20 protein-coding genes and 1 other RNA gene are annotated in these 18602 nt (G+C 71.6%); 13 read left to right on the top strand and 8 right to left on the bottom strand.

The window, feature by feature from the left end; translation table 11 throughout:
- Both MNZ27_RS19675 and MNZ27_RS19670 read right to left on the bottom strand, forming a co-directional pair.
- Nucleotides 1–1213, bottom strand: a 1213-nt coding sequence (locus MNZ27_RS19675) for an FAD-binding oxidoreductase (RefSeq protein ID WP_242395787.1), incomplete at its 3' end; no start/stop codon positions are given.
- Entirely contained in the window at nucleotides 1210–2700 is a 1491-nt protein-coding gene (locus MNZ27_RS19670) for an FAD-linked oxidase C-terminal domain-containing protein (RefSeq protein ID WP_242395786.1), read from the bottom strand. The genes MNZ27_RS19675 and MNZ27_RS19670, both read right to left, overlap by 4 nt.
- A 147-nt stretch (nucleotides 2701–2847) precedes the next feature.
- Here MNZ27_RS19670 and MNZ27_RS24095 point away from each other — a divergent pair, with 147 nt between their 5' ends.
- Entirely contained in the window at nucleotides 2848–3807 is a 960-nt protein-coding gene (locus MNZ27_RS24095) for a DNA-3-methyladenine glycosylase family protein (RefSeq protein ID WP_242395785.1), read from the top strand.
- A gap of 36 nt (nucleotides 3808–3843) precedes the next feature.
- Nucleotides 3844–5484, top strand: coding sequence for a B12-binding domain-containing radical SAM protein (locus MNZ27_RS19660; RefSeq protein ID WP_242395784.1), 1641 nt, complete (start codon nucleotides 3844–3846; stop codon nucleotides 5482–5484).
- Between the two features lie 39 nt (nucleotides 5485–5523).
- Here MNZ27_RS19660 and MNZ27_RS19655 read toward each other — a convergent pair whose 3' ends face one another.
- Nucleotides 5524–6468, bottom strand: a complete 945-nt coding sequence (locus tag MNZ27_RS19655) for a LysR family transcriptional regulator (protein WP_242395783.1) — start codon at nucleotides 6466–6468, stop codon at nucleotides 5524–5526.
- A gap of 160 nt (nucleotides 6469–6628) precedes the next feature.
- Between MNZ27_RS19655 and MNZ27_RS19650 the strand changes: the two genes are divergently transcribed.
- From MNZ27_RS19650 to MNZ27_RS19630, 5 genes are all read left to right on the top strand, one after another.
- On the top strand, nucleotides 6629–6838 hold the full coding sequence (locus tag MNZ27_RS19650; RefSeq protein ID WP_242395782.1) for a hypothetical protein: 210 nt from the start codon (nucleotides 6629–6631) through the stop codon (nucleotides 6836–6838).
- A gap of 120 nt (nucleotides 6839–6958) precedes the next feature.
- Complete coding sequence (locus tag MNZ27_RS19645) at nucleotides 6959–8263, top strand: PAS domain-containing sensor histidine kinase (RefSeq protein WP_242395781.1); 1305 nt, start codon at nucleotides 6959–6961, stop codon at nucleotides 8261–8263.
- Between the two features lie 357 nt (nucleotides 8264–8620).
- Nucleotides 8621–8971, top strand: a transfer-messenger RNA (tmRNA) gene (gene ssrA / locus MNZ27_RS19640).
- Between the two features lie 171 nt (nucleotides 8972–9142).
- Nucleotides 9143–9361: a translation initiation factor IF-1 gene (gene infA / locus MNZ27_RS19635; protein WP_242343790.1), complete on the top strand. Its 219-nt coding sequence runs from the start codon at nucleotides 9143–9145 to the stop codon at nucleotides 9359–9361.
- Between the two features lie 381 nt (nucleotides 9362–9742).
- Nucleotides 9743–10471 (top strand): cation diffusion facilitator family transporter, encoded by a 729-nt coding sequence (locus MNZ27_RS19630; RefSeq protein ID WP_242393239.1) that lies wholly within the window; start codon nucleotides 9743–9745, stop codon nucleotides 10469–10471.
- 46 nt (nucleotides 10472–10517) lie between these two features.
- On the opposite strand, the gene MNZ27_RS19625 is transcribed toward MNZ27_RS19630, so the two are convergent.
- Nucleotides 10518–11192: a class I SAM-dependent methyltransferase gene (locus MNZ27_RS19625; protein WP_242393238.1), complete on the bottom strand. Its 675-nt coding sequence runs from the start codon at nucleotides 11190–11192 to the stop codon at nucleotides 10518–10520.
- Nucleotides 11193–11351: 159 nt separating this feature from the next.
- Between MNZ27_RS19625 and MNZ27_RS19620 the strand changes: the two genes are divergently transcribed.
- Together MNZ27_RS19620 and MNZ27_RS19615 are read left to right on the top strand one after the other, a co-directional pair.
- Nucleotides 11352–11498: a hypothetical protein gene (locus MNZ27_RS19620; protein ID WP_242393237.1), complete on the top strand. Its 147-nt coding sequence runs from the start codon at nucleotides 11352–11354 to the stop codon at nucleotides 11496–11498.
- Nucleotides 11495–11665 carry a hypothetical protein gene (locus MNZ27_RS19615; protein WP_242393236.1) on the top strand — a complete coding sequence of 57 codons (171 nt, stop codon included), beginning with the start codon at nucleotides 11495–11497 and terminating at the stop codon, nucleotides 11663–11665. The genes MNZ27_RS19620 and MNZ27_RS19615 overlap by 4 nt, the downstream gene beginning before the upstream one ends.
- A gap of 81 nt (nucleotides 11666–11746) precedes the next feature.
- Here MNZ27_RS19615 and MNZ27_RS19610 read toward each other — a convergent pair whose 3' ends face one another.
- Both MNZ27_RS19610 and MNZ27_RS19605 read right to left on the bottom strand, forming a co-directional pair.
- Nucleotides 11747–12106, bottom strand: a complete 360-nt coding sequence (locus MNZ27_RS19610) for a hypothetical protein (RefSeq protein WP_242393235.1) — start codon at nucleotides 12104–12106, stop codon at nucleotides 11747–11749.
- 350 nt (nucleotides 12107–12456) lie between these two features.
- The gene (locus MNZ27_RS19605; RefSeq protein ID WP_242393234.1) at nucleotides 12457–12840 is read right to left on the bottom strand and encodes a hypothetical protein; all 384 of its coding nucleotides are present in this window, start codon (nucleotides 12838–12840) and stop codon (nucleotides 12457–12459) included.
- 435 nt (nucleotides 12841–13275) lie between these two features.
- Between MNZ27_RS19605 and MNZ27_RS19600 the strand changes: the two genes are divergently transcribed.
- The 3 genes from MNZ27_RS19600 (at nucleotide 13276) to MNZ27_RS19590 (ending at nucleotide 16311) form a co-directional block, all read left to right on the top strand.
- A complete protein-coding gene (locus MNZ27_RS19600; protein ID WP_242393233.1) occupies nucleotides 13276–13764 on the top strand; it encodes a hemerythrin domain-containing protein in 489 nt (162 codons plus the stop codon).
- 211 nt (nucleotides 13765–13975) lie between these two features.
- Entirely contained in the window at nucleotides 13976–14449 is a 474-nt protein-coding gene (locus tag MNZ27_RS19595; RefSeq protein ID WP_242393232.1) for a DUF7919 family protein, read from the top strand.
- 677 nt (nucleotides 14450–15126) lie between these two features.
- Nucleotides 15127–16311, top strand: coding sequence for a lipase family protein (locus tag MNZ27_RS19590; RefSeq protein WP_242393231.1), 1185 nt, complete (start codon nucleotides 15127–15129; stop codon nucleotides 16309–16311).
- Nucleotides 16312–16545: 234 nt separating this feature from the next.
- Here MNZ27_RS19590 and MNZ27_RS19585 read toward each other — a convergent pair whose 3' ends face one another.
- A complete protein-coding gene (locus tag MNZ27_RS19585) occupies nucleotides 16546–17004 on the bottom strand; it encodes a class I SAM-dependent methyltransferase (protein WP_242395780.1) in 459 nt (152 codons plus the stop codon).
- Between the two features lie 396 nt (nucleotides 17005–17400).
- Here MNZ27_RS19585 and MNZ27_RS19580 point away from each other — a divergent pair, with 396 nt between their 5' ends.
- The gene (locus MNZ27_RS19580) at nucleotides 17401–18057 is read left to right on the top strand and encodes an outer membrane protein (RefSeq protein ID WP_242393229.1); all 657 of its coding nucleotides are present in this window, start codon (nucleotides 17401–17403) and stop codon (nucleotides 18055–18057) included.
- Here MNZ27_RS19580 and MNZ27_RS19575 read toward each other — a convergent pair.
- Nucleotides 18054–18602, bottom strand: a 549-nt coding sequence (locus MNZ27_RS19575; RefSeq protein WP_242395779.1) for a class I SAM-dependent methyltransferase, incomplete at its 5' end; no start/stop codon positions are given. The genes MNZ27_RS19580 and MNZ27_RS19575 overlap by 4 nt on opposite strands.

The raw sequence follows: 18602 nt of genomic DNA, 5'->3' as shown, positions 1-18602 counted from the left end.
CGGGCGCGAGCCGTCCGTCGGGATCGAGCTCGCGCTTCAGCCGCCGCATCACCGCGATCGCGTCCGGGGCCGCTCCCCACGGGTCGAGCCGCGCCCGGAGCACCGGCGGCGCGGCGGCGAGCACCACCGAGCCGTGGCCGGCCCGGAGCGCGTCGCGCGCCCTCTCGACCGCACGCGCCAGCGGCGCCGCCGCCTCGGCGTCCAGCGCGCCGGAGACCCAGGCGATCCCGAGCGTCGGGTAGAACAGCAGCGCCCCGCCGCCCAGCACCGCGACCGCCGGCCGGAGCGCCTCGGCCGCGACGGCGAGCGCCGCCGGGACGAAGCACGCCTTCAGCCGCACGTCGCCCGCGGTCCGGAGCGCGTCGTGCCGCGCCCAGGCCGCCGCCTCGTCCGCGCCGGCCAGCCGCTCCGGCCGGCGGCCGTCCTGGGCGACGAGGGTGGCGCACCGGTTCGCCTGGTCCCGGACGCCCGGCCCGAACCCCTCGAACCGCAGCAGCAGGCGGAGCCCGTCGCCCTCCGGGAGCGCGACGGCCGCGGTCGGCTCGAGGTACGACGCCGCCGCGGCGCGCGAGATCGCCCGGACCTCGGCCGCGTCGAGCCCGGCGACCGCGACCGTCTCGCTCGCCTCGGGCAGCGGGTGCAGCCGCAGGATCACCTCGGCGACGAGCCCGAGCGTCCCGAGCGAGCCGCAGAAGAGGCGCGGCAGGTCGAACCCGGCCACGTTCTTCACCACCTTGCCGCCGCCCCGCGCGATGGCCCCGTCGGCCCGCACCACGGTGATCCCGATGACGAGGTCGCGGAGCGTCCCGAAGCGCGTCCGCCGCGGCCCGAAGCCGTTCGCCGCGAGCAGCCCGCCGAGGGTGGCGCGCTCCGGCGCGGGCGGGTCGAGCGCGAGCCGCTGGCCGTGCGGCGCGAGATGGCGCTGGAGCGCGGCGAGGGTGATCCCCGCCTCGACGTGCACGATCTGGTCGGCGGGCGCGTGCTCCTTCACGCCCGCGAGCCGCCGGGTGAGGAGGACCGCGTCGAGCCGCTCCGGCGTGCCGCCCAGCCCGAGGTCGGTGCCGCCGCCGACGAACACCACCGCGAGCCCCTCGCCGGCCAGGGCGCGCAGCGCGGCGGCGGCCTCCTCGACGGAGGCGGGCTCGAAGGCGAGCCGCGCCGGGAAGCCGGCGAGCCCCTCGCCCGGGGCGGGAGTGGGAGCGGTCTCGATCACCAGCGCTCCGCCAGGCCCGCCACCTCGGCCGGGTGCGGGCGGTAGGGCCCGGGGCGCTCGCCGCACAGCCGGGGCGTGGGGAGGACCTTGCCGGGGTTGAGGAGCGCGGCCGGATCGAACGCGCAGCGGACCTTGGCCATCGTGTCGAGATCCTCGGGGCGGAACTGCTCCGCCATGTACGCGACCTTCTCCGCGCCGACGCCGTGCTCGCCGGTGATCGAGCCGCCGGAGCGGATGCACAGCCGCAGGATCTCGCCGCCGAGCCGCGCCGCGCGCTCCTCCTCGCCGGGGACCGCCGCGTCGTAGAGCACGAGCGGGTGGAGGTTCCCGTCGCCGGCGTGGAAGACGTTCGCCACGCGGATCCCCTCCGCCCGGGCGAGCGCCTCGATCTCGCGGAGCACCCGCGCGATCTCCGAGCGGGGGATCACGCCGTCCTCCACGAGGTAGCTCGGGCTGATCCGCCCCACCGCGGCGAAGGCGCTCTTGCGCCCCTTCCACATGAGCTGCCGCTCCGCCTCGTCGCGGGGCAGCCGGATCTCGAGCGCGCCCGCGGCGCGGGCGATCTCCACGGCGCGCGCGGCGACGTGCTCGACCTCCGCCTTCGTGCCGTCCGCGTCCATGAGCAGGACCGCGCCGACGTCCGGCCAGTCGAGCCCGGTCGCAGCCTTGGCCGCCTCGATGGCGAGCCGGTCCATCATCTCGATCGCGGCGGGCAGGATCCCCGCGGCGATGATCCCCGACACCGCGTTCCCCGCCTCGTCGGTCGAGGGGAACGTCGCGAAGAAGGTGCGGGTCGCCTCCGGCTTGCGGAGCAGGCGCAGCGTCGCCTCGACCACGATCCCGCACAGCCCCTCGCTCCCCACCAGCGCGGCGAGGAGGTCGTACCCGGGCGCGTCCGGCGCCGGCCCGCCCACCTCGACCAGGCTGCCGTCGGAGAGGACCACCCGCGCGGCGAGGACGTGGTGGGTCGTGAAGCCGTACTTGAGGCAGTGCGCGCCGCCGGAGTTCTCCGCGACGTTGCCGCCGATCGAGCAGACGGTCTGCGAGGACGGATCGGGCGCGTAGTACCAGCCCTTGCCCGAGACCGCCCGCGTGACGTCGAGGTTGATCACGCCCGGCTCGACGCGGACCCAGCCGTCCTCGAGGTCGATCTCGAGGATGCGCCGCATCCGCGCGAGGGAGAGCACCGCCGAGCCGGCGCTCGGCCGCGCGCCGCCGGAGAGCCCGGTGCCCGCGCCGCGCGGCACGAGCGGCACCCCCGCGGCGGCGGCGATCCGCACCACCGCCTGGACCTCCTCGGCGCTCCCCGGCAGCAGCACCAGCTCCGGGCGCGTCCGGCCGTGCGTGAGGCCGTCGCACTCGTACACCAGCAGCTCCGCCGGATCGCTCACCACGTTGCGCGCGCCGATCGCGTCGGCGAAGCGCCGCGCGAGCGCGGCCGAGCCGCCCGGGGCGGAGGCCCTCGCGTGCGTCGTCGCTGGCTGCATCCGCGCGCCTTTCTCGGGACGATCCTCTAGTGTGGCAGGCCGGCGCGCGTTGCAACCGTCTCGCCGGGTACAGCCCGCGCGCGGATGGTGACGCGGCCTGCCGCGCGTTCACGGCGCGGACCGGTCCGGGCCGCTATCTGCAGCGACGTGCCCATCCCCCGCACGCCCTCCGCCTCGCGCTCGCTCCGGCAGGGCACCCGCGTCCGCGTCCCGGTCGCGGCGCCGTTCCGGCTCGAGCTCACCGTCCGGCTGCTCCAGCGGCTGCCGGCCCATCCGGTCGAGGTGCTGGACGGCGGCCGCTACGTCCGCGCGTTCCTCGGGCCGCGAGGGCCCGCCGGCTGGATCGCCCGCACGCGTCCGGAGGCCGACGGGCTCGAGCTGGAGCTGTTCGGCGCCGTCGGCGAGGTGGCCCCCTGGGTGAGCCTGCTCAGGCGGACCCTCGGCCTCGACGTCGAGCTCGCTCCCTTCTTCCGGCGCGCGGCCGCGATCCCGGCCCTGGCGCCGCTCGCGCGCGCGATGGCCGGCGTGCGCCCGCCGCGCTTCCTCGCGCTCCACGAGGCGCTCGCCTCGGTGATCCCGTTCCAGCAGGTGAGCCTCGCGGCCGGGGTCGCCGCGCTGCGCCGGATCGTGCTCGCCCTCTCCGCCCCCGTCCGGCTCGACGACGTGGAGGCCTGGCCGTTCCCCTCCGCGGCGGACCTCGCCGGCGCACCCGTCGCGGTGCTGCGGGCCGCCGGCCTCTCGGGGGCCAAGGCCCGGGCGCTCCAGGGGGCCTGCCGCGCGATCCACGACGGCGCGCTCGACGGGGAGGCGCTCGAGGCGATGCCCACGGTCGCGCTCGTGGCCCGGCTCCGGGAGATCCCCGGGATCGGCCCGTGGTCCGCGGCGCTGCTCGCGCTCCGCGGCTTCGGTCGGCTCGACGTGTTCCCGCCCGGCGACGTCGCGGCGGCGCGGCTGCTCGGGCGCATCCCGCGCGGCCCCGAGCTCGAGGCGCAGCTCGGCCCCTGGCGCGGGATGCTCTACTACGCGTTCTTCCTGCAGCGCACGATGTCCACACCTGCCGGGAGGTCGGACCTCGGGGTCGCCCCGCCGGAGCCGGGTCGGCCGTGACGATCGCGTGACCGTGCCGCGCCTACTGAGCGAGGCATGCGCGCGGTCCTCATCCAGCCTGCCTCGCCCCCGACGTACTGGGGTCACCAGCACAGCCTCTCCTTCATCGACAAGGGCGCGATCCTGCCGCCCCTCGGGCTCGCCACGCTCGCCGCTCACCTCCCGGCCACGTGGGAGCTTCGCGTCCGCGACCTGCACCTCGCGCCGCTCGACGACGCCGACCTGCGCTGGGCGGACGCGGTGCTCGTGACCGGCATGCTCGTCCAGGCCGGCTCGATCCGCGAGGTGCTGTCCCGTGCCCGGGCCCTCGGGAGGCCCTCGGTGCTGGGCGGCCCCGCGGCGACCACCAGCCCGGAGGCGTTCCCCGAGGCGACGCACCTCTTCCGCGGAGAGGCCGAGGGGCGGCTCGGGGTGCTCGTCGCCGCGCTCGAGGCCGGGACCGGACCGCGGGACCTCACCCCGGCGGGCGAGGAGCGGCCGGACCTCGCGCTCTGCCGCGTGCCGCGGTTCGACCTCCTCGCGCTCGATCGCTACGCCACCTACGCCATCCAGGTCTCGCGGGGCTGCCCGTTCCGCTGCGAGTTCTGCGACATCATCGAGATCTTCGGGCGCTCGCCGAGGGTGAAGGCGCCCGCCCAGGTCCTCGCCGAGCTCGAGGCGCTGCGCCGGCTCGGCGCCCGCGGCCCGCTGTTCATCGTGGACGACAACTTCATCGGGAACCGCCGCGCGGCGGCGCGGCTCCTCCCCGAGCTCGCCGCGTGGCAGCGGGCGAGCGGCACGCCGTTCGACCTGTACACCGAGGCGAGCCTCGACCTCGCCACCGAGGACGCGCTCGCCGCCGCGATGGTGGACGCCGGGTTCTCGGCGGTGTTCGTCGGGCTCGAGACGCCGGACCCGGACACGCTCGCGCGGACCGGCAAGCGGCAAAACCTGCGAATCGACCCGGCGGCGGCCATCGAGAAGCTGACGCGCGCCGGGCTCGAGGTCTTCGCCGGCTTCATCGTCGGGTTCGACGGCGACGACGCGGCGGCGCTCGAGCGGCAGCGCGCGTTCGTCGCCGCCCTGCCCATCCCGCGCGCCATGGTCGGCGTCCTCACCGCGCTCCCCGGCACCCAGCTCTGGCGGCGGCTCGAGCGCGAGGGGCGGCTCCGCTCGGCGACGACCGGCGACCAGTTCGATCGGCCCAACTTCGAGACCACCATGGGTGACGAGGCCCTCGTCGCGGGCTACCGCGCGCTCCTCGCCGGGCTGTTCTCGCCGGAGGCCTACTTCGACCGCTGCGCGCGGCACCTCGCGCTGTCGCCGCCGCGGTCCGGGTCGTTCCGGCCCGGCACCCTCGCCGCGCTCCGGCGGGCGATCTGGCGGCTCGGGATCGTCGGGCCGCGCCGCCGCTACTTCTGGCGCCTCGTCGGCCTCGGGCTCCGGCGCGGCCCGGGCGCGTTGCCCCGCGCGATCACCCTCGCGATCATCGGCGAGCACTTCATCCGCTACACCGAGGAGGAGGTGCTCCCCCGCCTCGATCGGCGGCTCGCCGAGATCCGCGCCGAGCGCCGGGCCGCTCCGTCTCCCCCGGAGCACGCGACCGCGCGCCAGCCGGCGCGGCCCGTCCTCGCGCCGCCGCACAGGGCGGGCCCTGAAGGGCTCCCGGTTATCGCGCTGCGGGCGGGCGAGCCCTAGCCACCCGCTCCGGTCACCGCAGCGCGCGACGCCCCGCCGTCAGGTGCCGCTCTGCGCGCGTGCGCGCGGCGCGATGCCCGCCGGGCCCTTCTCTCCGACGAGGAGCCGGCGGCGCGCGAGATCGAGCCAGGCCCGCGTCGCCGGGGAGACGTGGCGGTCGCGCCGCCAGATCATCGCGACGTTCCAGGGGATGGGCTCGGTCAGGCGGATGGCCCGGACCTTCCGATCGAGCTTCTGGCAGATGGTGGTCGGCAGGAGGGCGACCCCGAGGTTCGCCGCGACCGCCGCGACGATGAAGTCCCAGTGCGAGCTCTCGCTCACGATGGTCGGCATGAAGCCCGACCGGCGGCAGGCGTCGATGATGTGGTCGTGGAGCGCGAACTCCGGGCGGTAGAGGACGAACGGCGTGTCCTGGAGCTCGCGGAGCGAGAGGGTGCGCCGGGACGAGAGCGGATGACTCTCATGCAGGGCCGCGCGCAGCTCGTCATGCACGAACGGCATGGTTCCGAACGCCTTCTCGTCGGTGGGGAGCACGATCGCGCCGGTGTCGAGCTCCCCGCCCATGACGAGGGACTCGATCTGGTGCGAGCCCTCCTCCCGGACCTCGAGGGTGATGCCCGGGTAGGCGCGGTGGAAGGCGGCGAGCAAGGTCGGGAAGAAGACCACGCCGACGATGGGGGGGATCCCGATCCGCAGGCGGCCGCGCCGGAGGCCCGCGTGCTCCACCACCTCCTCCTCGATGAGCCGGAGCGCGTCGAGGACGCCCTGGGCGCGCTCGAAGACGATCCGGCCGGCGTCCGTGAGCCGCACGCGACGCCGCTCGCGCTCGAGCAAGGGCGTCCCGAGCTCCTCCTCGAGCGCCTTCACCATCTTGCTGATCGCCGGCTGCGTGACGTGCAGCGACTCGCTCGCGCGGGTGAACCCCTCCTTCCGCGCGACCTCGACGAAGTACCTGAGCGCCGTGATGTCCACGAGAAGCTCCATGTCCGATGGTTATGGTCGGAATGAGAATAATGCATTTCCGTCATACGAAGAAGCCGACTAGATTCACCCTCGCCGAGCGGTGGTTGGAACCCGACGGTTCGGCGCGGTTCGGCACGGTTTTGCGAATGATCCCTGGTTCGCCAGATGTTCGGAGGAGAAAGTGAAGCTCGAGGAATGGGTACGTGAGGAAGAGTGGGACGTGGCATGGGCCCTCGGGTTCGTGAGCACGTCGCTCGTGAACATCCCCGAGGTGCCCGACCGCACCGCCGCGCCCCGTCCGACGACGCCATCGCGCGACGTGGCGGCGCTGCTCGACGGAAGCGACCCCCTGCCGCCCCTCGCCGCGGAAGATTTCGTCTTCCCGGTCTGAGCGCGAGCGCTGACGGCGACCGAGCGGGCGCGCGGCGCCCCGGTTGCTTGACCACCCCCCCCTCCGCCCCCTAGGCTCGTTTTCCTTGGCCGTCTCGTCGCCAAGGGGGGCGACGGAGTCATGTCCGACCCGATCGCGGCGCTCGTGAGCGAGTCCCGTGCGGCACGAATGCGCGCCGTCCTGCGGGTCGCGGCGATCGCGTTCCCGCTCTACTGGGTGCTCGACGCCGCCATCGGCGCGGCCCTCTCGGGCGGTTACGATTTCCTCGATCGGCTGCTGCACCCCACCGCCCTCGAGATCGGGGTCAGGCTCCTCGTCACCGCGCTCGTGGCGCTCCTCTATCGGGTCCGGCAGGCCACCGCGCGGATGCGCCTCCTGTCGTCCGCGCTCGAGGCCGCGCCGGACGGCATCCAGATCGCCGACCTCCACGGGCGCATCGGCTACTCGAACCCCGCGGTGCAGACGATCTACGGCTTCTCCCCCGCGGACCTCCTCGGCCACAACGTCGGCGAGATGAACGCCGACCCGACGATCGCGGGCAGGCTGATCCTCCCGGCGCTGCAGCGGACCGGGAGCTGGGCCGGCGAGCTCGAGGTGAAGCACAAGAGCGGCGGGACGTTCCCGATCTGGCTCACCACGTCGATCGTCCGCGACCGGCACGGCGCCCCCACCGCTTCCGTCGGGGTGATCCGGGACCTCTCCGAGCGCCGGCGCGCGGAGCAGGAGCTGAGGCGGTACGCGGAGCAGCTCGAGGAGGCGACCCGGCTGAAGGACCTGTTCGCGGACATCCTGCGCCACGACCTGCTCGGCCCCGCCTCGGCGGTGCAGCTCTCCCTCGACACGCTCCAGCGGCACACCGCCGGCACCCTGCCCGACGCGAAGCTGCTCGCCTCGGCGAGGCGGAGCTGCGGGCGGCTCACCGAGATGATCGAGGCCGCCGCGACGTACGCGAAGCTGTCCGCGGCGACGCAGATCGAGTTCGGGAGGATCGATCTCGGCGCCCTCCTGGCGACGCTCCCGACCGAGCTCGACGTCCCGCTCGCGGAGCGGCCCGCGCACCTCGTCCTGCCGCCCGGCGGCGCGGCGTACCCGGCGCGGGCGAACCCGATCGTCGCGCTCGTCTTCACGAACCTCGTGTCGAACGCGATCAAGTACGGGCCGCCCGGCGGCACCATCGAGGTCGCGATCCGGGACCAGGGCGATCGCTGGCAGGTCTCCGTGGCCGACTCGGGCGAGGGGATCCCCGACGCCGACAAGGAGCGCGTCTTCACCCGGTTCGAGCGGCTCGCGAAGGAGGGCGTGAAGGGGAGCGGGCTCGGGCTCGCCATCGCCCGTCGGATCGTGGACCTCCACGGCGGGCGGATCTGGATCGAGGACAACCCCGGCGGCGGCGCCGTGTTCTGCGTCGCGCTGCCGAAGGCGTGACGGCCGGCTGCCGCCCCCTGCCGCCCCTGCCGCCTGCCGTCCCTGCCCCTGCCCCTGCCGCTCCTGCCGCCTGCCGCCTGCCGCCTGCCGCCCTGCCGCCCCTGCCGTCCCTGCCGCCCCTGCCGCCCCTGCCTCGCTGCTCGTCCCGACCGAACCGTTCCGCCTGAGCGGAGGGCCGCGGGGTCGAAGGCCGAGCGCTCGCCAGGCCACCGGTGCGGCCCTCGGCCTCGCTGCCCCCAGGCGAGCGATCCCCCGCCCCTTCCCACCCCGCTCGCCCACCCCGCACCTGTGCTACAGTCGCGCCGTCGTCGCTTGACCGGCCCCTGGGCCGCGTTATCTAGGGGTCGTGGTTCGCCAGGGGGCGAACTGGTTTCGACGGAGGACGGAAGGCGTCTGGTGCGCGCCGTGGTTGGTCACGAGGCCACGTAAAAACGGGACCAAGCAGAAACGCGAACGAGCCCATGGCTCTCGCGGCCTAACTAAAGGCCACGCGTTCCCCCGGAAGCGCCGGGTACCGGGTGTGGACGTCAGCTCCGGCTGGACCTTGGCGGGAGGCGAGCCGCCTTGCCGAGGTCGAGATCAAAGGGCGAGGACGTGAACGGTTGCAGGTCCGGAGGTTGCCGCTCACGTAAACACTCCGGGCTACGCGCGTAGGGCCATTCACTGGAAGTCTTTCGGACCCGGGTTCGATTCCCGGCGCCTCCACTCCAAGCTCCCGCTTCTCGGGAGCTTTTTCGTTCCGGAGGCAATCGGTAGCAAGGCCGTGTTACCGAAGGGCCCGATCTCGAGGAGTTGGGTGTTGGAGGCGCCTTGCACTTCGACACCGGCCTACACCGTGGGCGATTTCACGGCGTGAACTGAACCCGAACAGGAGAGCGATTGAGCGAGAAGGAAGCAGGCATCGAGGTGCAGGGCCGCATCGAGGAGTCGAGCGGCGGCATGTACCGCGTGAAGCTGGATCAGGGACCGGTCGTGCTGGCGTATCCGTCGGGAAAGATGAAGCGGTTCCACATCCGCATCATCACCGGCGACCGCGTGAAGGTGGAGCTGTCGCCGTACGACCTGACGCGCGGCCGCATCACGTACCGCGACAAGTAGCCGTTGGCTCCCGCGTAGCTTCGTGATCCACCGCCATCCTCTCGCCGGTTTCGGCCCCCGCCTCGAGCCCGAGGGCCGGGATCCATGCCCGACGCGCACTGGCAGGCCAGCCCGATCACCGCGCTCCACCGCCCGAGAGTAAAGACCGCCTGCACCGCTCGATGACGGGCGCGATCAACGTGCACGACGTGGGCGGCGCGCGCCGTCGCGGCGTGGTCGGAGGGCAGGTCCCTTCTCCCGCCGGGGCGGGCGTCCGTAGCCCCCCGGGCTTGATCGCGAAGGGGCCCACCTTGACGGCTGTCCTACATCGTCATAGCCAGGACGGACGCCTTTCAACGGCATCGACGAAGGAGCCGGGCTCCCGCTCGACGACACAACAACGTGAACGACGACCGCAAGCGCGCAGTGGCGCAGGCGTTACGCCTGGAGTACCTGACCATCGGCTGGAACATCGTCGAGGGCGTCGTTGCAGTCACGGCCGCCATCCTCGCGGGCAGCGTCGCCCTGCTCGGCTTCGGCATCGACAGCTTCGTGGAGAGCGCGTCGGGCGGCGTCCTCGTCTGGAGGCTTCTCGCGGAGCGGCGCGGGGCCGACCACGAGGCCGTGGAGCGTCTCGACGCGCGCGCTCACAAGCTCGTCGGTGCGTCGCTGTTCCTCCTCGCCGCCTACGTCGCGTTCGACGGAGCGTCGGCGCTCTGGGCTCGGGAAGAACCGCGACCGAGCGTCGTTGGCATCGTGCTCACCGCCGTATCCATCGTCGCGATGCAGTGGCTCGCGCGCGCGAAACGTCGTGCGGCGAAGCGGCTCGGGAGCCGCGCGCTGGAGACCGACGCCTTCCAGACCACCGCATGCTTCTGGCTCTCCATCATCACGCTCGGCGGGATCGGCCTGAACGCGGCCCTCGGGTGGTGGTGGGCCGACCCGGTGGCCGCGCTGGGAATGACCGTGTACATCGCCCGCGAAGGGATGGAGGCATGGCGTGGCGAGGGGTGCGGGTGCGAGGACGACATGGCCTCCGCCGCGCTCGCCCCCGACGCGCAGGGCGAGACGAGCTGCGGGGGCGGCGGTTGCGCGTGCGCCGCGTCACGCTCTGAGCACCCCGAAGCGTGACCGACGCTGCCCGGTGGCAGACGGCGAGCGGCTCGCGCCCGCCCGTCTACTTCGGGTTCGCCGGCGCGGGCTTCTCGGCCGGTGCCGGCGGAGCGTTCTGATCCGCCGGCGCCGGGGCCTTCTCCTGCGCCTTCTTCTGCGACGACGCGCCCTTCGACGACGCGTTCTTCGAGGAGTGGTGGCGAGCGTGGTGATCTTCGTGGTCGCAGCAGCAGCCGCAGTCCCCGTGGTCATGGTCCTGCGCTGGGTCGTGCGCGAGGGCGAGCCCTCCGCCCGCGAGCGCGAGCACTCCAACAAGCGCCTTGATGAACCGCATGGCGTTACCTCCGAAGAGCATCCTGCGCGCGCCGAACCGAGGAAAGCGGTGTGGGCTGTTGCCGCACCGGCGCGAGGCACCACGCCTTGGACGCGGCTCGGGGAAATGCGCGACCCACTCCCCGGCCCCGACGCCACTCCCGGAGCGCCCCCCCGCTTCGTCGCCGCGTCGCGGTGGTGGAACATGAGGCTCGACACGGACGACGTCGAGGGAGCCGTCCGGGAACGGCAGCGCGTCCGCCGAGCCGCGCAGGATCTCGGCCGCCACGCCCGCCGCCCGGAGCTTCGGTTCGGCCTGCGCGAGCATGTCCGGATCGGGATCGACTCCCACGAGGCGCGCCGGCTTCGACGAGCTCTTCGCGATCGTGGAGCCGAAGCGCGTGCCGCTGGGCGTCGAGCTGCGCACCGACCACGGGTTCCAGTACAGGGGCGTCTGCGCGGCAGATGCGAGGGCTCTGCGTGTCGCTCTGGACGAGCGTCGGCCGCGTGCTACCGTCCAGCGCCATGATGCGCTCGAACATCGTCGCGCAGAACCCCCGCGGCAGCCCTTGACCGGGAGGAACCCATGCGCTGGTACCACGACCTCGCGTACTTCTTCGGCGGCGCGTTCCTGGCGAACGCGGTGCCGCACTACGTGAACGGCATTCCGGGCACCCGTTCCAAAGTCCGTTCGCGCATCCACCGGGCGAAGGGCTGTCCTCCGCGCTCGTGAACGTCCTCTGGGGCTTCGCCAACCTCGTCGTCGGCTACCTGCTGGTGGCCAAGGTGGGGACGTTCGAGCTGCGGCGCTGGCGGCACGTCATCGTCACGGGGGCGGGGGCTCTCTTGATGTCCGTGATGCTGGCACGCACGTTCGGGAGGTTCTACGGCGGGTTGTGATGACTCGGCAGGCGCTGCGCCTCCGCGTGCACGGGGTCTTGGACCCAGCATCGGGCTGGTTACGAGTCGGCAGCTACGAGGCTACTCACCCTCGTCGTCGACCGGATGCACGAGAGACAGCGTCATCGGCAGGCGCTGGCCTTCGAGGTAGGCCAAGACAGCGTCGGCGCCGAGGTGATTGGGCACGGCAAGATACGCACGCCCGGGTCTTTCGGACTTCGGTCCGTAGCAACCCTCGACGGCGATGTCACGCCTCTCGCCGGCGATGTCCAGCGCGCTGAAGGCCTGCTGCGCGTCGCCGCCGACCTCCAAGAGCACGTAGTCGAGCACCATCACCCACCGGCCGCCATCCTCGATGATGCGCTCGCCGATGCGCTCGTACGGCAGTCCGCCGCTGTCCCAGCTGAGCACCCCCTCGCCGTCCGGGACGACGACGATCACGTCTCCGTACGTTGGCTTTGCGTGAAGGAATGGAACGTTGCCGAGGCGAGCGTAGTGAGCTCCCGCAGGTCCCGGGGCCGGTCCGCTGTCTTCGGCCCACGGTGTTTCCACGTCCTCGCCGTTCGAGGAAAGGGACACCTTGATGAGCTTGGCGCGATCCGGGAGCCACATCACCCGACGCTACCACGCTGGACTCGCCTCGAACCGCGTTCGCGCATCCACCGGGCGAAGGGCTGTCCTCCGGCTGCGTCATCGTGATGTGGGGAGCTGCGGGATGGATCAGCTACCCCGCCCCTGGGTGGATCAGGTTGGGCGCTCCTGGTGGATCACCTACCGCGCCTCGCGACAGCCTAGTCCAACGGCGCGTACTGCTCGGGATGGGCGGCGAAATGTTCGTGACATCGATGGACGAGCGCCGCGTCACCATCGGAGACCGTCGCCGCATACTCGGCATCCAGCCGTAGCTCGAGCTCACCTGCCTCATCGTCATCGGCTGGCACGTTCTGGGCTGCGTCGACGATGGGCACGATTCCGATGACCCCATAGAACTCGTAGCCATGAATCGCCTCAGCGAGCTCGGCAGGCGCCAGACATTCGACCGCGTGGCAGACCCCGCCATTCATCGCGAGACCGTGGAAGCGGAGCATGGCAAAGAGCGCCGCGTCGCCCTCCCGGGGCTGAGCGCCTCCCTCTTCCAGGCAAGCCCGATTCCAGGTCAGGTCGGCGTTCGTCATGGCGGCGCATCGTAGCGATCGGCCTCACGCTCCTCAACGCGCTCGAGCATCGCGCTGGCACGCCCTCCCCCGCGCCGACCCGGAACGCGATCCGGACCCCGCGGCCGCCTGCGCCGGGTCGAGCCTCGGTGCCCGGAATCGTTCGTTTCTCAGCAGGGCGACCGCTGTTCGTTTTGGAACGCGACCGCTTCGGGGTCCCCGGTCCTCTCGATCCGTGAGCATCGCTGCGTCCATGCGATCGCTGGTCCGCCAATCGCTGGTCCGGCCCCTCGCGCGTTGGCCACCGCACCTCGGCCGCTGTCTCGGTTCGTAGGGGGGCCGGCGCTCCCGCGTCGTCCGGGATCGCAGCGGGGCCCTCGTGCGTTCGCGACATCGCCTCTCACCTCGGCGGAACATGCGCGGATGCCTACCGTTGCCGCAGCAGGAGGAGACGCCATGGACGCGATCAAGTTCCTGACCGAGCAGCACCGCGAGATCGACCGCCTGTTCGACGACTTCGAGGAGGCGTCGGGAGGTACGAAGAAGAAGCTCCAGCTCTGCCGCGAGATCAGCGACCTGCTCGCTGCGCACGCGACGATCGAGGAGAGGATCTTCTACCCGGCGACGAAGGACGCGCGCACCAAGGAGAAGCTGCGGGAGGCCGTCGAGGAGCACCTCTCCGTGAAGCGGATCATCGCCGACCTCGTGGACCTCTCGGAGATCGACGACGAGGCGGAGGCCAAGATGTCGGTGATGCGCGAGCAGAAGGAGCACCACGTCGAGGAGGAGGAGAAGGAGCTCTTCCCGACGGCGAGGAAGCTCCTCGGCGCGGAGCGGCTCGAGGAGCTCGGCAAGGAGATGGAAGACATGTTCGGCGAGCTCATGGCGGCTGGCGAGCCGCGCATGCAGGTCCCGAACGAGACGGACCACCCGGCGCAGATCTAGCTCGCGCACGCGTCCCTCGCGCCGACGCGGAGGCGCGACAACCGTCCACGGTGCCGCGTTCCTCGGAGGGGCGGGCGTGGCGACCCCGCTGTCCTGCCGGATCGGCGGTCCCGGTGCTCGGTCTCGGCAACAGGCGGGGGCTGTGGAAGCGGCGCTTCGGGACGGGAAGCGGCCGAACCGGGATGCCAGCGCGTGCTACAGTCGCCCTGTCATGATCGCGTTCGCGGACCTCGGTCCCATCGAATATTTCCTGGTGGGAGATCCGAGCGCACTCCGCGCCGTTGGGTGGCTGGCGCGCGGGCAGCCGTTCCGCACTGGCGCCGTGGGTCGAGAATTTTTCGACAAGCTCTGCGTCCTGCTCGTTTCCCCGTTCCAGCCGATCGCGACCGCGGGCGTCGCCCGCTGTGACCTCTGCCAGTTTTCCGGTGGACCGGACGTCATTCACGACGGCGATGTTGTCGTGCAAATGGGAGCCTCGAACCTCTTTGTTCCGGGGTCAGGCGTCCTCTACGTCGCCCCATCGCTCATCGCTCACTACATCGACGCCCACGACTACAGGCCTCCCGACGAGTTCGTGGAAGCCGTGTTGCGTTGCCCGCAGACGCACTCGATGGAGTACAAGCGACTCCTCCTCGCAAACGGAGGGAGTGGCCTCGTCGCTCCACCTCGGGCGGGATCGCGTTGACCGCGAGGCCATAGCAAGGAGATGGAGGCACATGTTCGGCGAGCTCATGGCGGCCGGCGAGCCGCGCATGCAGGTCCCGAACGAGACGGAGCACCCGGCGCAGATCTAGCTCGCGCACGCGTCGCTCTCGCCGACGCGCAGGCGACAACCGTGCAGGGTGCCGCGTTCCTCGTAGGGGCGGGCGTGGCGACCGCGCAGTTTGCTCGCAGTTCAACCGGGCTCACACCGATAGCCGTCTAGAGTCGGGGGGCAGGTCAGTTTGGCCTCTCAGGTCTCGTCACGCGCCCCCAGCCAGATGCGGATCCGGCGAATACGACCAATTCGGCGGCTGGCCGTCCTTAGTGCTCGAACCTGCGCGCGATGGCTTGGTGCACCCACCGCCATGCTTCACGACGAACCCGCGGAGGATGCTGCGTGCGAGCGGTGCCTCACCGAGCACCTCCGTCGCGTGCGCCACGATCCGGTATGCCCCCTCGTCCAGCCGGCGCGCATTGCTCGCGACCCTTGGACGCCAACGAATCTCGAGCGACCCGTCCTCGGCGTCTGCCGCCATGGCCGCGACTCCCCCGACGGTCGCGTACCGGTCGCTGCCGCCAGCAAGAGGGGCCCCGTCGAATCACGCTCCGTGTGAAGGCCGAGCGCGAGACTGGCTGGAACTCGCAACCCCCGAGGTGCCCATGGCCAGGAAGGCGGAGCTTCGTGAAGTCGCCGGCCGCTCTCGCTCGAAGCGCTCGAACCGCACGGGAACCGAGGCTCGCGCCGTCACCGTCGGCCAGCCGCAGCAACGGGACCAGGGCTCCCCTCCCCTGGCGCGGGCGGTGACGATCGAGCAGATCGAGGTCGCGGTCGGCAGCAACCGCGGCAGCGCGTTCCCCGGTGCGAAGATTCGCGCAACCTTCCGCCCGCAACCCGGGAAGGACCTGTCCTCTCGCAACGGTCCGGGGAAGCTGTCGGACCTGTGGAAGGCGGGGGATGCGCAGATCTCCACGGACCTGAAGGACGCGCGCCGGAACTACCGCGAGGATGCCGCGGACGTCCTGGACGACATCGCGGCCTGGTCCTACTCCGATGGGCAGACCCTCGCAGACGCCCTCCACCACCGCGGCATCATCGAGGACGACGACTCGTGCCTCCAGGTGTCGGTCACCAACCAGGCGATGCTGGTGGTCGCGACGGTGTTCTTCGTCCAGAGCGGGCCAGTCGGCGTGCTGTGCTTCCGCGGGACCGAGCCGGTGAACGCGATCAACTGGCTCACCGACGCGAACGTCGAGCCGAAGAGGTTCCGCGGCAGGGGACGCACTCATGGTGGGTTCATGCGCAACGTGCGAGCGCTCTGGAGCGACATCTACGACGTCGTCTCGGCCGCGGTCGACGGCGACGGCGGTCAAAGTCTCGAGGCCCTGTACGTCGCCGGACACAGCCTCGGTGGCGCCATGGCGGTCCTCGCGGCAGCCAGCATCTTCACCGACCCGGAGTGCACCACGTGGCGCCCGCTCATCCGGGGGGTCTACACGTACGGCCAGCCCATGGTGGGCGACGACGAGTTCGCCGCGAGCTGCGACGCCGCCTTCGGGGGCATTCACTTCCGTCACGTCTACCAGCGCGACCTGGTCCCGAGGATGCCGCCCATGATCGCCGGGAGGTTCAGTCACTCGGGGAACGAGCTCCTCGGCTCCCTCGACGGATGGTCGCCGCGCCGCAAGGCGGTCGCCCAGGCAATGTCCCTCCTGTCGGTGCCGATCGCGTTCGCCGCCTTCTTCTTCAAGCAGTTCCCGCTGCTGCACGACATGCACCTGCCTGTCTCGATCGACGACCACTCGCCGAACAGCTACCTGGAGGCGTTCCGCGCCATGCGGGAGTAACGCGCGACGCCGAGGCAGGCCTCGCGTGCGCGCGGCCCTGAACGGCGCGCGATGGTCTCGCGGCGAACCGCCTCTCGAGCGCTTGGCCTGAAGACGACCAGCGCCCGCCCCGCTGTTGCAACACGTGACGGCTCAGCTTCCGCTCCGCGGGTGATCCGGAGGCCGCGCGCCGGACGCCGTGCTCGCTCGAGGCGTGGCCGCGAGCGCCGCGACCACGCCGCCGTACCGGCCGACCTACCTGCACGCGAAGCCAGCCCCGTCGAGCAGCGCCGGGATCCGTCCTCGCAGGTTGTCCGCGACGTGCTCGAAGAGGCCGAGGGGCCAGAAGACGGCGCGCAGGAGCGCGCTCCGCGGTGCGCCGAAGTCCACGAGGACGAGGGCGCCGCCGGGCGCGAGCACCCGACGCCACTCCCGGAGCGCCCCCCGCTTCGTCGCGGCGTCGAGGTGGTGGAACATGAGGCTCGACACGACGACGTCGAAGGAGCCGTCCGGGAACGGCAGCGCGTCCGCCGAGCCGCGCAGGAGCTCGGCCGCCACGCCCGCCGCCCGGAGCTTGGGCTCGGCCTGCGCGAGCATGTCCGGATCGGGATCGACTCCCACGAGGCGCGCCGGCTTCGCCTCGCGCCGGAGCGCGACCAGCAGCGCGCCGGTCCCGCAGCCCACGTCGAGCTGGGCTTGATCCGTTGTGGACACCCACCGAAAAGCAGATACGGTGGCCATCATGGACTAAGAGTCAACGCCCGCTACCACGATATCGCGCTCGTCGAGCGGGACCTCCTCCCACGCGTCCTCGACCGCGACGGCCTCAAGCTCGACCGATGATCGCTCCCCCGCCCTCGCCGCCGTGGCCTCGGCCGGCGGCGGGGCGCCGGGCGATGTCCGTCACGCCGCTGCGGCGCGCCCCGCTCAGCGGCGATGAACAGCAGCCAGGCTGTTCACTCAGCCTATTAGAGGCAGGGTGGGGTGCGGCAATCTTTCGTCACAGATTCTCGGGTCAGCAGAAGCGATGACACATCAGGTAAAGTGCTCGAAGTTCAGTTCAAGCCGTCCTGAGCCATTTTCAAGGCGCAGGAACACTGAAGGGCTCAAATGAAGAATCTGGTTCTCGTCGCGGCTCTTGTTCTCGTCAGCCCCATCGCTGCAGTTGCCCAGGCGTCAGCCGCTCCGCAGGAATCCGGCAACATGTCCGGTCCAGACGGACGGGCGCAGAAGATAGCCGGCGCTGAAACCGTCGGGAATGGTAGCTATGTCGCAGCGCGAGTCGGCGCCATCATTCCGAAAGCTGACGACCTGGACGGCTTCGATACGGGTTTCGCGTTCGAGGGCGTTATCGGGCGCCGGATCATCCCGAATGTCGCGCTGGAGGCATCGGTTGGATACTTCGCCATCGGGGCTTCAGCCTCCGCCGGGGGAACGAGCGCGTCCATGGACATTTCCGCCTTCAACATGGCGGCGACTATCAAGCTCATCGCGCCAGTAGACAAGGTGGATCTGTATGTACTGGCAGGCGCAGGCGCCTATTTCATTTCCAGCAAAGTCGAGGCATCGGGCTATTACTCCGGTAGCGCATCTGATGACGATACCTCTCTCGGCGTGACGCTCGGCGGAGGACTTGCGGCGCGGCTCTCGCCTCGAGTCAGCCTTGGAGCCGAAGCGAAGTATCTAATTGGTGACACGACACTATTTGGAATCTCGGGAAGCTACAACAGCATTCTCCTCGGAGGGATGCTGAACCTGCACTTCTAATCGTCGTAGGACTCCCAGGCCTCTCCGCGAGGCCTCCACGGGTTCTGCGGCTTCGAGGATGGGCGCAGAGTCGAAGCCACTGGTCGAGGAGCCAAATGGAATGCTTCGCATTTGGCGCCCCGTTGCCTGCACCGTGTCGTCTCGGAATCGGTTTTCGGCTCAGGGCTTCGAGGCGGACGCGCTCCGGACGCCGTGCCCGCTCGAGGCGTGGCCGCGAGCGCCGCGACCACGCCGCCGTACCGGCCGACCTCCCTGCACGCGAAGCCGGCCTCTTCGAGCAGCGCCGGGATCCGGCCTCGCAGGTTGTCCGCGACGTGCTCGAAGAGGCCGATGGGCCAGAAGACGGCGCGCAGGAGCGCGCTCCGCGGTGCGCCGAAGTCCACGAGGACGAGGGCGCCCCCGGGCGCGAGCAACCGACGCCACTCCCGGAGCGCCCCCCGCTTCGTCGCGGCGTCGAGGTGGTGGAACATGAGGCTCGACACGACGACGTCGAAGGAGCCGTCCGGGAACGGCAGCGCGTCCGCCGAGCCGCGCAGGAGCTCGGC

Origin of the sequence: Anaeromyxobacter oryzisoli (assembly GCF_022690765.1) — a bacterium.
Taxonomy (GTDB): Bacteria; Myxococcota; Myxococcia; order Myxococcales; family Anaeromyxobacteraceae; genus Anaeromyxobacter; species Anaeromyxobacter oryzisoli.
Note: the sequence above shows the minus strand (reverse complement) of the source record. Positions and strands in the feature narration are given on the sequence as shown.